Origin of the sequence: Haloimpatiens myeolchijeotgali (assembly GCF_042688525.2) — a bacterium.
Lineage (GTDB): Bacteria > Bacillota > Clostridia > Clostridiales > Clostridiaceae > Haloimpatiens.
Window position 1 is genome coordinate 3,701,599 of the sequence record NZ_JBHWAB010000001.1, and the last position, 15,804, is coordinate 3,717,402.

Annotated in this window: 12 protein-coding genes; 2 read left to right on the plus strand and 10 right to left on the minus strand. The window is 28.7% G+C overall.

Annotation, left to right across the window (positions count from 1 at the left end; translation table 11 throughout):
- Positions 1-289: 289 nt before the first annotated feature.
- The 9 genes from ACFIJ5_RS16640 to nrdD all read right to left on the minus strand — a co-directional run bounded on the left by ACFIJ5_RS16640 (position 290) and on the right by nrdD (position 12,838).
- Positions 290-2,611: an N-acetylmuramoyl-L-alanine amidase gene (locus tag ACFIJ5_RS16640; RefSeq protein ID WP_379809033.1), complete on the minus strand. Its 2,322-nt coding sequence runs from the start codon at positions 2,609-2,611 to the stop codon at positions 290-292.
- A 279-nt stretch (positions 2,612-2,890) separates the two neighbouring features.
- Positions 2,891-4,297, minus strand: coding sequence for an MATE family efflux transporter (locus tag ACFIJ5_RS16645; RefSeq protein ID WP_379809035.1), 1,407 nt, complete (start codon positions 4,295-4,297; stop codon positions 2,891-2,893).
- A gap of 247 nt (positions 4,298-4,544) precedes the next feature.
- Positions 4,545-4,880, minus strand: a complete 336-nt coding sequence (locus tag ACFIJ5_RS16650; protein ID WP_379809037.1) for a PqqD family protein — start codon at positions 4,878-4,880, stop codon at positions 4,545-4,547.
- Positions 4,881-4,972: 92 nt separating this feature from the next.
- Positions 4,973-6,880 (minus strand): OPT family oligopeptide transporter, encoded by a 1,908-nt coding sequence (locus ACFIJ5_RS16655; RefSeq protein ID WP_379809039.1) that lies wholly within the window; start codon positions 6,878-6,880, stop codon positions 4,973-4,975.
- A gap of 149 nt (positions 6,881-7,029) precedes the next feature.
- Positions 7,030-7,383, minus strand: coding sequence for a hypothetical protein (locus ACFIJ5_RS16660; protein WP_379809041.1), 354 nt, complete (start codon positions 7,381-7,383; stop codon positions 7,030-7,032).
- A gap of 60 nt (positions 7,384-7,443) precedes the next feature.
- Positions 7,444-7,785, minus strand: coding sequence for a PqqD family protein (locus ACFIJ5_RS16665; RefSeq protein ID WP_379809043.1), 342 nt, complete (start codon positions 7,783-7,785; stop codon positions 7,444-7,446).
- Positions 7,786-7,900: 115 nt separating this feature from the next.
- Positions 7,901-9,814: an OPT family oligopeptide transporter gene (locus ACFIJ5_RS16670; RefSeq protein WP_379809045.1), complete on the minus strand. Its 1,914-nt coding sequence runs from the start codon at positions 9,812-9,814 to the stop codon at positions 7,901-7,903.
- A 294-nt stretch (positions 9,815-10,108) separates the two neighbouring features.
- Positions 10,109-10,606, minus strand: a complete 498-nt coding sequence (gene nrdG, locus ACFIJ5_RS16675) for an anaerobic ribonucleoside-triphosphate reductase activating protein (protein ID WP_379809047.1) — start codon at positions 10,604-10,606, stop codon at positions 10,109-10,111.
- Positions 10,607-10,681: 75 nt separating this feature from the next.
- Positions 10,682-12,838, minus strand: coding sequence for an anaerobic ribonucleoside-triphosphate reductase (nrdD, locus tag ACFIJ5_RS16680; protein WP_379809049.1), 2,157 nt, complete (start codon positions 12,836-12,838; stop codon positions 10,682-10,684).
- 323 nt (positions 12,839-13,161) lie between these two features.
- Here nrdD and ACFIJ5_RS16685 point away from each other — a divergent pair, with 323 nt between their 5' ends.
- A complete protein-coding gene (locus ACFIJ5_RS16685) occupies positions 13,162-14,124 on the plus strand; it encodes a DUF3048 domain-containing protein (protein WP_379809051.1) in 963 nt (320 codons plus the stop codon).
- Between the two features lie 157 nt (positions 14,125-14,281).
- The gene (locus tag ACFIJ5_RS16690) at positions 14,282-14,812 is read left to right on the plus strand and encodes an ECF transporter S component (RefSeq protein ID WP_379809053.1); all 531 of its coding nucleotides are present in this window, start codon (positions 14,282-14,284) and stop codon (positions 14,810-14,812) included.
- 207 nt (positions 14,813-15,019) lie between these two features.
- Here ACFIJ5_RS16690 and ACFIJ5_RS16695 read toward each other — a convergent pair whose 3' ends face one another.
- Positions 15,020-15,721: an MgtC/SapB family protein gene (locus ACFIJ5_RS16695; RefSeq protein WP_379809055.1), complete on the minus strand. Its 702-nt coding sequence runs from the start codon at positions 15,719-15,721 to the stop codon at positions 15,020-15,022.
- Positions 15,722-15,804 lie beyond the last annotated feature (83 nt).

Here is a 15,804-nt window from a genome sequence, read left to right on the forward strand (position 1 = left end):
TAAATAATACATAAATTATACACTATAATTTATGCATTTTATATGTTTTTTCACAATACTTTTACATAGTTATACTAATTTTTTCACAGAATTCTAAATATTAAAAGTTTTCTCATAGCCACTATTTTTACTTGTGAAAGTTAAGTTACTCAACTTCCACAGTAAAAAATACTGTCTAAGCAATATATCATTTCCCGCAGCGGTTGTTTTTCACCTACGAAAATTGAGTTAAGTTAATAAAAAACAACTATCCTTCCTTTATTGTTAAAAGTTAGGATAGTTGTTAAATTTATTTTTTTACAAAATTCAATATTGCATCAGCAATTGCTTTAGCACATTTTGTTTGATATTCTGATGTTTTTAATAATGCTTCTTCCTCTGGATTACTAAGAAATCCAAGTTCAGTTAAAACAGAAGGACAACTAGCATATTTATTTACATAATAATTTGCAGTTTTTACTCCCCTATTGTAAGAATTAAGATCTTTAACTAATTCATTTTGTATAGCTTGAGCCAATTTTTGACTTACACCTCCACTATTGTTAGATGTATTATAATAAGTTTCTGTTCCATAAGCAGAAGGTCTACCAAAAGAATTACAATGTATACTTAGGAAATAATCTGCACCTGAATTTTCTGCTATATTAACACGTGAAACCAAGTCTTCATGTTCATTTGAAGGCCATGAAACATTATCACTTGTTCTAGTATATACAACCTTTATACCATTTTGTGATAATATTTGTCCAACTTTTAGTCCTACTGGTAATGTAACATCTTTTTCTCTTATACCTGTAGGTCCTATTGCTCCTGTATCATATCCTCCATGACCTGGATCTATACAAAATACTATTTTTCCATCATCTGGCTTAGATTCTTTAGGCGTTACTGTTAACGTTAATCTAACCTTTCTACCATAATTGTAAACTGTTCCTTCATACACATATGTTCCTGTTTTACTTGTATTCACCACTGATGTATTCCATGTAATATTTACTGTTCTCTGACTGTTATCACTCATTGTTGCTGTAACTGTAGATGGTAATCTATATGTACTACCTTGTTGAACAGTTTTAGTAATATCACTTATAGATGTTATAGTAACTTTAGGTATTGAAGGGCTTTTGCCAACATACTCCAATATACCATTTGCTATAGCTTGGGCACTTTTGTTTTGAAAATCCACACTTCTTAATTTATTTTCATCATTAGCATTTGTCATAAAACCTAGTAATACTAGAGTGCTTGGACATGTTGTTTGAACTTCAGCATGTCTTGTATCTTGCTTAGCACCTCTATTAGTCATATTAATTAATGTTACTAATTGATTCTGAATATCAGACGCTAATTTTTGTGAAGATGATGAACCTTGTAAATAAAAAGTTTCTACTCCATTTACATTTGAACTAGTATATGAGTTTACATGTATACTTACAGATAAATCACTAGAATTTGCAATTTTCTTTCTCTCACTACTACTAACACTCTTATCAGAACTTCTTGTATATTTAACTTTAATTCCACTATCTGAAAGAATCTTTCCAACTTTTAATGCTACATTTAAATCTACATCTTTTTCCTTTGTACCTTTACTTCCAACAGAACCTGAATCACTTCCACCATGTCCTGGATCAATACATACAGTTAAATTATTGCTTACAATTGGTTTTACTGCCTCATTTGACACAACTGCAGTTCCTCCAAAAACATTTATAACAGAGTTTGAATTCAATTTTGATTTCAAAAAGTTTGCTGAATTATTATTCATTTTTTTATCTACTAAAACAATTGGAAGTCCTCCCCTAACAGCGATTGCTGTACCTGCTAATGCATCTGGAAAATTCTTACCACTTGCTACGTAAACAGTTGATAGATTAGTGTTATTCGAAAATTTTTGTAATACTTTATAATTAGTTCCATATCTATCTGACCCATATATTCTTTCACTATTAGGTATACCTCTTGTTACACCTTCACTTATAACTTTAGGTCCACCCATAACATAAGATTTTGTAATACTCTTACCTTTTAAATAATTTTTTGCATCAGTAGGCACTTTATTATTTTCAACTAAAATTATAGGTATATTGTCCCTACCAGCAATCGGTCCTACAGATAAAGCATCTGGGAAATTTAACCCTAATGCTACAAATACTTTATTTACCGTTCCTAATTTATTAGCTATAGCTATAGATGTAGCATACCTATCTTTTCCTGCTATTCTTTCATACTTTAATTTCATACTTTGTATTTGTGATTCTACAGTTTTAGGTATGACACCAGTTCCTCCAATAATATAAACCTTTTTTGCTCCTAACCTTCTTATTTCGCTTTTTATACTATTAGTTAATGTATTTTGTATAAGAATTATTGGTGCATTAAGTTTCTTTGATAAAGGAGCTGAACACAGCGAATCTGGAAAATCTTTTCCTGATGCAATTATTACATTATCTGCTTTGTTCCAATTTTTTTGGCTTATAGCAATAGCCGTTTTGTACCTATCATTTCCATATGTCCTTTTAATTACAGGTACAGCAGATGCCTTGTGAGAACACATGAAAGTGAAAAGTAAAAAAGTAAAAATTCCAAACAATCTTTTGTAACTTTTCATACATTTCACCGCCATTAATTATATATTTTGTACTTAAATTATATATAAATCATACTATAATTTATATATTTTACATATTTTTTCACGCCGTTTAAATTTAATTATAAACAATAGTAAATTAGAAAATATTATATTACTTGGTTTATATCTAAACATATCTTAATTGTGGTAATTTTTGATAAACCTATTATAACATTCTGACATGAAATATTAAATATTTAGTAAATAATTTTACATATATGTTACAATTTAAATTCTCTAATATCTATATGATTAATATTACACTGTTTTTTTCTTCCACTTGCCTTTTTTGTAGAAAATGCTAAGTACTAAAAATTCCATAAAATCAACTACTAAAAATACAATCCATATCCATTTTATATTAACTTTATAAATAACAGTTATTAAAAATAATACTGGAAGTTGAACTAACCATCTTGATATTAAACTAGAAACAAAAAATGGTATATTATATCCAGAACCTGAAAAAGCTGTACCAAACCCCATAGCTATTGCTATCACAATAAGTCCTGATATAGAAATTCTTATCATAGGTACTCCTATTGATATTACCTCTATATCATTAGTAAATATTTTCATTATGTATTTAGAAAAAGCAATAGCAAAACCACTTACAACTAGCATTGTTATAGCCCCCATAAGACTAGCTTTTTTAGAAGTTTCTTTTGCCCTATCAATATTTTTTTTACCTAAGCATTGCCCTACTATAGCACTTCCTCCCATTGAAAGCCCTACAAGAGGCATAAAAGCAAAATTAAAAAGTTTACCTCCAATTCCCATAGCAGCTATAGCTGCTGTTCCATATACTTTAACAAACCTCAATGTAAATACATTAGCTAAATTTCTAGTCAACATCTCAAAGCCAGATGGAAGTCCTATTGTTAAAAGTTTTTTATCTACAGGCCAATTTAACTTAAATAAACCTTTAATTGAAATTTTAATCTTTTCCCTACCAGTTATAAATATAAAAAATCCTATGGAAAAAGCAAGTGTTACTGAAATAACCGTAGCCAAAGCTGCTCCAAAAATGCCTAAATTAAATCCTGGAATACTAACTTTAGTAATCCCAAATATAGGTATAGTGATTTTATCAAACATAAAAATAGGATCTAAAATTATATTGGTAATAGATGCTATTATCATTATTTTCATTGGTTTTCCTGCTTGTCCAATACACCTAAATGCAGTATTAACAGAAAAGGATGAAAACATTATTGGTAAAAAGAATATTCGTATGTATCCATAATCTAATGCTTGTTTTAACACTTGTGGATCTGTAGAAAAAATTCTTAATAATGGTTTTAGAATTATAAGCATAATAATTGCTGCAATAACTGCAACAAAAGCCTTAAATGTTAGTGTTTGTTCTATAGCAACTTGAGTTTTTTCCATATCTCCACTTCCATAACTTTGAGATATTAAGGATACAGAGCTTGTCCCAATGATTTCATTTAAAATATCAACTGTCCAAAATATAGTAGTAAAAATAGTTACAGCTGCTATAGCTTTTGCAGAAATTCTTCCTATCCACATTATATCTACTAAATCATATGCTGTTTGAAATAAAAACCCAAGCATTGTAGGTAAAGACATTCTAAGTAAATTTTTAGTTATACTGCCTTGTGTTAAATCTACATCTTTATCTTTTAAATCTTTTTTCAACATTTAACTCCCTCCATAATTTAAATCTTTAGTGATTTCAAAATTTTCATATAATTTCTATAAATATTATGTAGTATTTATATCATAGCATATATGTTCTATTATTTTCTAATACATCTTATATATCTATTATTTTACAATATATTGTATATTGTAATTATTTCAATATAATTTAAAAGGGGCTGTCGCACTAAGAGTAAATACTACAATATATTGTATGCAAATTTTTTAATGCAACAGCTACTTTTCTTTAATTTAATTCTATAAAATTGTTATTTTTAAGAGTTCTTATGTAAGTAATTAATCTTTCAAGTACTGGTTCTACTTTTTTTCCAAAGCATACATGAAGCTCTTGGGATAAATCTTGTAAATTTTTATTTCCATCGCAATTTTCCCAAATAAAAGATCCTATTTCATCTAATTCAATATTTACAATTCTAGGAGTTTTAAATATCTTATGCATAATTTTATCTATAGTTTTATCTCTTTTTATTTTTAGGGTTATTATATTATTATTTTTTTGCCAATCTATTTTAAAATTTCTTTTTGGAACCATAAATAATGCATTTTTTTTTCTACTTTTCAAAATTACACCTCCAGCTTTATATATTTGTAATACCCAATTTTCAATCTATTTTTATTAAATCTAAAAATTGAAAATTGGGTAATTTATATTCTTTAGCTATTTATTTTACTTTTTTTCCAAAACACCTGACGTAATAACGTTAATACCACTAATATAAAGAATATTATAGATGCAAATTGTCCTAATACTGGTTCATCAAACCCAAAACTTCCTCTACCTGCAACAATAGCTGCAATTATAACTCCCATTAATCCTTCACCAGCAATAAGCCCTGAAGAATACAAAATTCCTCTTTCAGTCTTTTCCTTTAATAATTCTTCCTTCTTAACTTTCTTATCAAGTATTCCTTTTATTGCTCCACCAACCATTATTGGTGTTGAAAGATGTATTGGAAGATATAATCCTATTGCTACTGGAAGTGATGGAAGTCCAAATAATTCTATTATTATAGCAGAACCAATTCCTATAAATACAAGATTCCATGGAAGATTACCTGCCATTATACCTTCAACAACCATTTTCATAAGAGTAGCTTGTGGTGCTCCAAGATCTTTAGAACCAAATACATAAGCTTTATTAAGAGTTATCATTACAAATCCTATAACTAATGCAGAAGCTACTACCCCTATAAGTTCTCCTATTTGTTGTTTTCTAGGTGTTGATCCAATCAAATAACCTGTTTTCAAATCTTGTGAAGTATCACCTGCTACTGCTGCTGCTGTGCAAATTATAGCACCTACACAAAGTGATGCTACCATGCCTGCTTTACCTTGCCAACCTGCTGCTTTCATTATAAGTGTAGTAAATAATAGTGTTGCAATTGTCATACCTGAAACTGGATTTGATGAGCTTCCAACAATGCCTACTATTCTTGATGATACTGTTACAAAGAAGAAACCAAAAATAACTACTAATATAGCTCCAAGCCAGCTTACCTTGATTTGAGGAAGTACAGCCATCAATATTATTAGAACAATTATAATTATTATTCTAAATTTACTACTAAGTTCTTTATCAGTTCTCAAAGTAGAGTTAACAGCTTTACTCTTATATCCTTTTATTGCCTGTTTAAAAGAAGAAATTATTGTTGGAAGTGATTTTATAAGACTTATAATACCTCCTGCTGCAACTGCTCCAGCACCTATATATTTAATATAACTACCCCATATTGTCCAGTAATCCATCTGATTAATCGGAATAGAACCTGGAGCAATAATGTTTCCTCCACCTACTAAAGCTATTAACGGCATAAAACAGAACCATCCTAAAACAGCTCCAGCTAACATATAAGCAGAAATTTTAGGTCCAATTATAAAACCTACTCCAAGCAATGCTGGATATACATCCATTCCTATTCCCGCTCCATTTAAAACACCTTTAAATCCATAACTAATTTCAGTTGGAAACAATTTAATTCCATCGCCTAAAAGCTTATAAACAAGACCGACAGCTCCACCTGCAAAAACAACTCCTGCACTTGCTCCGCCTTCTTCTCCTGCAACTAAAACTTCAGCACATGCAGCACCTTCTGGATATGGAAGGCGTCCATGTTCTTCAACTATTAAATATCTTCTTATAGGAACCATGAACAATACTCCAAGAATACCACCTATTAATGTTATAAGTCCCATATCTAGTACACTTGGATTTTCTCCCCATAAAAATAGAGCTGGAATCGTAAATATAGCTCCTGCTGCTACTGATTCTCCTGCTGATGCTATGGTCTGTACCATATTATTCTCTAAAATAGATTTTCTTTTTAAGATTATTCTTACAATCGCCATTGAAATTACTGCAGCTGGTATAGATGCTGAAACTGTCATCCCTACTTTAAGTCCCAAATATGCATTTGCTGCGCCAAACACTATAGAAAGAATAATACCTAAAATAACAGAAAGCACAGTAAATTCAGGCATTATCTTGTCGCTTGGAACATAAGGAACATATTTTTGTCCCTCCTTTAATTTGTATGCTCCTTCTGGCAACCCTTTTTTAGCCATATACATCCTCCCAAATTATTTTTTATATTAAAATATATTCAATAAATCATATATAAATACCTCATTTTAATAGTAAAAAAAGTTTCCGACGCTTTTTTTCGGAAACTTCACTCTTTATACTTTAAACTTTTTTGTTTTTTCATCTAAAATTATTTGTTTGCTAGAATAAATATTTTTTTATTCTTTTTCATTTGAATAAATATTTTACCTTCTTGATACATTTTTTCTACAATTACTTCAGAAAATTGTACAGGATTTTGCACTTGAACTCTTTTTTTACTCCAAAATAAAGATGTACTAATACCTCTTATTACATTTTGAATATCTCCCATAGTTGCACTCTCATTTTTCTTTAAATAACTAATAATCTTTCCAGAACACTTAACATAAAGTTTGTTAGTAAGTTCTATTGGTAAATTTCTTTCTTTTATAGAACCTATGTATACCAAAACCATAGTTATCAATATAACAAAAACAAAGTAAATTATATACCTAAAAACCATATAACGTTCACCCCTAATTCTGTTCTTACTTAAATGTTTATGCTAAAACTTATACCTTTATTATTCCAAATCAATAAATTTATTATCTTTAAGAATTCTCATATAAGTAATCAATCTCTCTAATACTGGTTCTGCTCTTTTACCAAAATATTTTACAATTTCTTCAGATATATCTTGTATATTTTTAATTCCATCACATGCTTCCCATACAAAAGCTCCTAACTCATCTAATTCAATATTTATAACTAAAGGAGTTTTAAATATTTTGTGCATTATTTTGTCCCTACCCCTATTTCTATGTATTTTTAAATTAATTACATCATTTTCTTTTTCCCATGTTATATTTTTGTTTCGTTTTGGAATCATAAGCAATGCATTTTTTGTTTTATCTTTTTTCACCATTACTTCCCTACCTTTACATTTTTTATTCTGTAACTATCTACTCTAAAATTTCACTTAATGTTTAAAAAAAGAATTAAGGGTAACTTCCCCTAATTCTTTTTAGTATTCAATTTAATTATTCTGTCTTAGACACCTTTTTGAAAAATACTTGATGTGCAATCAATAATATTATAATCATAAAGAATATTAAAGTAAAAGCTTGTCCTAGTGGTGGCTTACTAAATCCAAAGTCTCCTGCAAATGCAACTATTCCTCCTATAATAACTCCCATTAAACCTTCTCCAGCAATAAGTCCTGAAGAATACAGAATTCCTCTTTCATTTCTTTCTGCTAACTCTTCTTCATCTTTAACTTTTTTATCAAGTATGCCTTTTATAAGTCCACCAACCATTATTGGTGTTGAAAGATGTATCGGAAGATATAATCCTATTGCCACTGGCAAAACTGGGATTCCAAATAATTCAAGCATTACAGCAGAGCCAACTCCTACAAATACTAGGTTCCAAGGAAGATTTCCTGACATTATACCTTCTACAATCATTTTCATAAGAGCTGCTTGTGGTGCACCTAATTCCTTAGATCCAAAACCATACGCCTTATTAAGAGTTATTAATATAAATCCTATTACTAATGAAGTTGCTAAAACCCCTATAAGTTCTCCTATTTGTTGATTTCTAGGAGTTGATCCTATTAAATAACCTGTTTTTAAATCTTGAGAAGTATCTCCTGCTATTGCTGCTGCTATACAAATTATAGCCCCAACACTTATTGACGCTACAATACCTGCTTTACCAGTCATTCCAATAGATTTCATGATAAGTGCTGTAAATAGCAGTGTAGCTATAGTCATTCCTGATACTGGATTTGAAGAACTTCCAACAATACCTACTATTCTTGATGAAACTGTTACAAAGAAGAAACCAAATACAACTACTAATATAGCTCCTATCCATCCAACTTGAATTTGTGGAAGTACTACCATCAATACTACAAGGATTACAATAACACTTATTATAAATTTACTACTAAGTTCTTTCTCTGTTCTTATAGTTCCTGTACTATTACCTTTATTCTTATATGCATTCATTGCTTCCTTAAATGAAGAAATCATAGCTGGTAAAGATTTAATCAAGCTTATGATGCCTCCTGCTGCTACTGCTCCAGCACCTATATATTTAATATAGCTGCCCCATATTTTCCAATAATCCATCTGATTTATTGGAATAGTTGCTGGAGAAATAGTATTTCCTCCCCCAATTAAAGCTATAAGAGGCATAAAACAAAACCATCCTAAAATTGCTCCACCTAACATATAAGATGCTATTTTAGGACCAATTATAAATCCTACTCCAAGTAATGCTGGATATGCATCTATTCCTATTCCTCCACCATTTAAAGCGCCTTTAAACCCATAACTAACTCTACTTGGAAATAATTTAATACCGTCAGCTAAAAATTTATAAAGTAAACCTACTCCTCCACCTGCAAATATAAGACCTGCACTAGATCCTCCTTTTTCTCCTGCAAGTAAAACCTCTGCACAAGCTGTACCTTCAGGGTATGGAATTTTACCATGTTCTTGAACAATTAAATATTTTCTTATTGGGATCATAAATAATATCCCAAGAGTACCACCTATTAATGATATGATTCCCATTGTAAATATGCTTGGATCAGTTTTCAACAAAAAAAGTGCTGGAATTGTAAAAATTACACCTGCTGCTACTGATTCTCCTGCAGATGCTATGGTTTGTACCATATTATTTTCCAAAATAGATTTTCTTTTTAAGATTACTCTTACAATAGCCATTGAAATAACTGCCGCTGGTATTGATGCTGAAACTGTCATTCCAACTTTAAGTCCTAAATATGCATTTGCTGCACCAAATACAATAGCTAAAATAATTCCTATTATTACTGATAATACCGTGAATTCAGGCATCACCTTACCAGCTGGCACATAAGGAGTATATTTTTCTTGACCTTCCTTAAGTCCATACGCCCCTTTGGGCAATCCTTTTTCTGACATATTTATCCTCCTTTTCTTTTTTCTTTATATTATAATACAAATTTCATAAATATTCAATAATATGATAAATTATATCATATTTCCTTCATATTAAATTATTTTCTTATTTAAAATATTGTAAAAAAAATAGCTCTAATATACATAGAGCTATTTTTCTTAATATAATTTTTTCGCTAAACCTTTACAAAACAAAGAATAATACCTTTAATATAGTTAAAAATCGACAATTACAGTTCATAATAATTAAAGTTTTCTATTTATATATATGAAAGTGAACTACATAATTTTTGCAGATTACTTCAAAATTATAACTTTTTTTGATTTCAAAGAAGTCTGTACATCAATTATTCTTTGGTTACTTGAACCAGCATACTTAGGAGCATTTTTCATTAAATTTTTATCAAATTTTCCATCTACTAATACATCTAAACATTTTAAAAGTTCTACTTTATTTTCATCTTTACTATTTAATATTTCTTCAAAAGTATACCCAGTATAACTCCAAAGATTAAGTCCATCGTCTTTTATATCTTTTGCCAATTTACTTAAGGCTTTAGACTGTTCAAAAGGCTCTCCTCCTGAAAAAGTTACTCCTTTTATTATAGGCCTATTTTTTTTTATTCTTTCAAAAACTTCTTTTACATCTACACTATCACCATATTTGAAATCCTTCATAGATTTATTTTGACATCCCTCACAGTTATGCCTACATCCAGAAACAAAAACTACAGATCTAAATCCTTTTCCATTAACTAATGAATTATCTAGAAATCCTGCAACTTGAAGTTTCATAATATCCCCCCATTTTATCAATAAAAGGGCATCAGTTATTTTCTGCTGCCCTTTACCTTTATCTATTACTAAAATTTATACATTATAAACTGATTTATGATCTCCATTGTGTGAAGTTCTATCAGCTCTTTCTGCAACTTTTCCAACGCCAAATCTTTCATCTAAACTTAAATATCCTGTAACTCTTGAGATACCTTGTATATCCGTACTTCCACATTTATTACATTTTTGTTGTTCAATATCAAGATTAGTACCACATTGTCTACAATATCTAATATGGAAATTAATTCCCATATAACTTATATTAGTATTTTTGTATGCATAATCTATTATACTTTTAACATCTTCTGGTTGTGGATAATCTTCCAGTTCAAGATATGTTATATGACCTCCATTACATATTTTATGATAAGGAGCTTCTATATCAATCTTATCTTTTATTGACAATTTATAACTCACTGGTACATGATAACTATTTGTATAATAATCTTTATCTGTAACATTTGGAACAAGTCCAAATATAGCTTTATCTTGAGCTATAAATTTTCCTGATAATCCTTCAGCAGGAGTTGCATAACAAGAAAAATTCAATTTGTCTTTTTCTTTACATTTATCACAAAATTCCCTAATATAGTTTATAATCTTTAATCCTAGTTCTTGAACTTCTCTTGACTCTCCATGATGTTTTCCTGTTAAAGCAATAAGCGTTTCTGCCAATCCTATAAACCCTATTCCCCAAGTACCTTGTTTTAATATTGGTTCTATATAATCATCATCTTTTAAGTTTTCAGACCCCTTCATTAAATGCTGTCCTGCAACAAAAGGCATGTCTTTAACTTTTAATTTCTTTAAAACACCATATCTATGTAACAATGCTTCTCTAGCTAATTCTAATCTATTATTTAATAAATCAAAAAATCTATTTAAATCACCTTTTGCAAGTATTCCTACTCTAGGAAGATTTATAGTAGTTGGTGCAATATTTCCTCTACCTGCCGGTCCTTCTGATCCATTTATATTTGAACATACATATGTTCTACAGCCCATTGTTGCTGGTATTATACCTTTATCATAATACTCTTTATTAAAATCCGCATCTATATTCATAAACATTGGATTCATTCTTTTAGAAGCTACTCTACAGGCAAGTTCATATAAATAGTAATATGGATCATTAGATTCCCTATTTACTCCTTCTTTAACCCTAAAAATTATATTTGGAAATATAGGTTGTTCTCCCTTTCCAAGTCCCTTTTCATATTCCTCTAAGAATACCTTACATACTATTGCAGCATCTTCATTCTTAGGAATACCTAAATTAATAGATGAAAATGGAACTTGTGAACCTGCTCTTGAATGCATTGTGTTTAAGTTATAGACTATTCCCTGCATAGCTTGATGAATTCTTTTATGTAACTTTTTATTTAAAATCTCTTTAGCTTTTGAATAATTATATATATTTTCTTTAGATATATTTTCATACCCTGGTATATCTTTTAATGTTTCTAAAATCTCTTGTATAACTTCCTGTCTTGTAGGTTCTACAAAGTCTGACATGTCATTATCAAAATTAACGTGTGATTGACCTCCAAACATATCATTTTGTGTACTTTGTAATAATATACATGCTAATTCTGCTGCTGTTTCTATTCTTCTAGGAGGATTAATAGTTCCATATCCTGTATTAAATCCTCTTTTTAATACTTTTCCAGTTTCTATATTAAGACAATTAGTAGTTAAATTATAGCTATCTAAATCATGATAATATAAATCTCCGTTCTCATGGGCTTTGGCTAGTTTTTTAGGCATCATCGCTAAATTATGCCATTTATTTGATTCTGAAGCTATTCTTAAAAGTTTTGATGAAAAGTTATTTCCTACATTAGCATTATCTCTATCGGTTTCCACCCCAATTTGTTCTATAACATTCATCAAATCAGATTTTATCTCTCTTACTTTTGTTCTTTCTCTTCTATAATTGAAATATGCTTCTCCTATTTGTTTGAATCCATTATTTAATAGTATATTTTCAACTATGTCTTGTATCTCTTCAACAGTAATTTGTTTTTTACTTAAATTTTCAATTAACTCAATAGATTTTTGAGTTAACTCAATAGCTTCACTTTCTTTCAACTTAAAACCAATTTCATCTGCAGCACCTTTTATAGCATTAGTTACCTTGGTAGAATCAAATTCTACTCTTCTACCATCGCGTTTAACAACATATAGCATTATTTAACCCCCCGACCACAACATATTGTACTCGGTAATTATACCTTACATAAATACATATATCAATTTTAAAATTAACTTTATAAATATACCACATTAATTTAATATTAAATTCCTAGTTTTTAGACCATTTCTTATATGTATTTGTACGTTGAAATATAATTATATATCGTTACATATTGATTTATTTAACTTAAAACACTTTGTATATACTATTAGTTTTACTATATTTATATCTATGATAAAATAAATTTACTTTTATATTATGTCTTTTTATGTTAAAATATTCCTATAATTTCCACTTTGACAAGGAGTTGATTTTTTTGAAAAAACATATAAAACTGCTATTAGTACTTTTATGTATCTCATCTTTATGTGGTTGTGCTATTAAATTACCTTCTATCACTTCTAAAAAACATAACTCTCAAGAAAAAACTACAACAGAAAATAAAAAAACAAATACAATACAGCACTCTAATTCATATATTGATAAATCATATCAATGTAAATTTACTGGTGAATTTGTTGATAAAAAAACTTATGATAAAATTCCTATAATGGCAATTGTAGAAAATTCTAAACTCTCAAGACCTCAATCTGGTATAAGCTGTGCTGATATAGTTTATGAAACCTTGGCTGAAGGTGGCATTTCAAGATTTATAGCCTTATTCCAAAAAAATGATTGTAAAAAAATAGGCCCAATTAGAAGTGCACGACCTTATTTTTTAGACATAGCAAAAGAATATAATTTACCATTTGCACACTGTGGTGGAAGTGAAGAAGCTTTAAATAGGATTAAATATGAACATACCATGAGTATAAATGAGATAGCTTATTCTGCTTTTTTTCATAGAGATAATACTAGAAAAGCTCCTCATAATCTTTATACTTCTACAGAAGAAATACGTCGTTTCGCTAAAGAAAAAAATTACGTAAAAAAACCAAATGTAAAACTAAACTTTGATAAAAACTATTGGGAAAGTAACTCTTTAAAAAAAGCTTCTAAAATAACTTTAAATTTAAATAAGTATTATACTACAAGTTATGTTTTTTCACAGGGAAAATATATAAAAAGTATGGATGGATTATTAACTAAAGATCCCTTAAATAATCAACCTATATGTATAAATAACATAATAGTACAAATTACAAATATTCATGCAACAAACGATGAGCTACATCATGTAAAAATAGATTTAGTAGGAAAAGGGATAGGGTATTTTATATCTAATGGAAAATATAAAAAAATTATGTGGTCAAAAAAGGTGAAAATTCTCAAACTATAATTAAAGATATGAATGGAAATATAGTACCTTTTTCACCTGGCAAAACTTGGTGGCATATTATGGATAAAAAATCAGTAATAAATATTGACTAGTCTGTTAAAATTTAATATAAATATGATAAAATTATCTATAATATATTTTTTAGGAGGCTTTATAAATGAATAATAATTCTAAAAATTTAGTAAGAAGTGCGTTACTGTTAGCTATAGCAATTATTATACAGTCTATAGGTAGAAACATACCTCAAATAAGCCAGTTATTTGTAGGATCAATTGTAAATACTATCTTAATAATAGCAGCTTTTGTATGTGGTACTAGCTTAGCAATTTGTGTAGGAGCATTAACTCCTTTACTTGCGTGGCTCATTGGACAACTACCAGCACCTATGGGACCTTTCGTACCTTTTATAATGATAGGTAATGCATTATTAATCTTAGTATTTGGTATTATAAAAAATGATTCTACTATTAGACAAATTATTGGTATTATTTTAGGTTCATTGTGTAAATTTTTATTCTTATATCTCTCAGCATCAAAATTAATAAATCTACTTAATATTAACTTACCATCCAAAATTGCAAAAAAATTAATAATTATGATGGGATTACCTCAACTCATAACTGCATTAATTGGAGGATTTATTGCGTTAATATTAGTAAATATTATGAAGAAAAGAAAAGCATTATAACCAAACCACCACTATAAAAACCTTTCACTTCAATTAAAAAATTATAAATTCAATGCATAACAAGTTTATATAAAATTGTTATGCATTGAATTTACTTAACTTTAAACCACTAAATTCTTTGAAAAAATTTATAATTTCCTTAATAAGAATAAAGCTCTCATAAATAATATTATAATATAAAATATTATTTATGAGAGCTTTATGTTTTTACTTAATCTCTTCAACTTCTTTTACACTATCAATTTTCCTTAAATAATTTATTAATTGTGAAACAGTAATATGTTTTGGTATTATTACTGTATATATATTACAACTATATTTATCATTCTCGTCTTGTTTTAATTCTTGAATACTTTTTACCTTTATATTATTTTTTTCCAAATGTTTCTCTACATTTTTTTTAATCATATCATCATGTTTCTCATACTTTATATTTATCATTATAGTTCTTTTATTATCTATAAAATTTTTCTCAACTCTTTTAAGTAAATATAGAACCATAATTACTCCAAAAGACGATATGAGACTCAAGAAATATAATCCAAATCCTATGGCTAGTCCAATACAAGCCACTACCCATATACTAGCTGCAGTTGTAAGTCCTTTAACTGAACCTTTTTCATGCAATATTGTTCCTGCCCCTAAAAAACCTACTCCTGTTATGACCTGTGCTCCTAATCTACCTATATCTACTTTCAAAATATTCGTTAATTCTGGTTTAATTAATAAGATAGTATCTACCTGCTCTATACAATATATTTGTATCATTGAAACAACAACAGCTCCCATACATACAAGAATATGAGTTCTAAAGCCAGCCGGCCTATTATGAGCTTCTCTCTCATATCCTATAATTCCTCCAATTATAATAGCTAGTCCAATTCTAACTATTATCTCGTATGTTTTCACATTAATTCACCCTTAATAATTGATACAAACTTATAAAAATATATACTTATTATTAACATATGTTATATTTTATAAAATGGTGA

Coding starts and splice junctions, on each gene's coding strand:
- ACFIJ5_RS16640 (WP_379809033.1), bottom strand. CDS start 2,611: ATGAAAAGTTACAAAAGATTGTTTGGAATTTTTACTTTTTTACTTTTC.
- ACFIJ5_RS16645 (WP_379809035.1), bottom strand. CDS start 4,297: ATGTTGAAAAAAGATTTAAAAGATAAAGATGTAGATTTAACACAAGGC.
- ACFIJ5_RS16655 (WP_379809039.1), bottom strand. CDS start 6,880: ATGGCTAAAAAAGGGTTGCCAGAAGGAGCATACAAATTAAAGGAGGGA.
- ACFIJ5_RS16660 (WP_379809041.1), bottom strand. CDS start 7,383: ATGGTTTTTAGGTATATAATTTACTTTGTTTTTGTTATATTGATAACT.
- ACFIJ5_RS16665 (WP_379809043.1), bottom strand. CDS start 7,785: ATGGTGAAAAAAGATAAAACAAAAAATGCATTGCTTATGATTCCAAAA.
- ACFIJ5_RS16670 (WP_379809045.1), bottom strand. CDS start 9,814: ATGTCAGAAAAAGGATTGCCCAAAGGGGCGTATGGACTTAAGGAAGGT.
- nrdG (WP_379809047.1), bottom strand. CDS start 10,606: ATGAAACTTCAAGTTGCAGGATTTCTAGATAATTCATTAGTTAATGGA.
- nrdD (WP_379809049.1), bottom strand. CDS start 12,838: ATGCTATATGTTGTTAAACGCGATGGTAGAAGAGTAGAATTTGATTCT.
- ACFIJ5_RS16690 (WP_379809053.1), top strand. CDS start 14,282: ATGAATAATAATTCTAAAAATTTAGTAAGAAGTGCGTTACTGTTAGCT.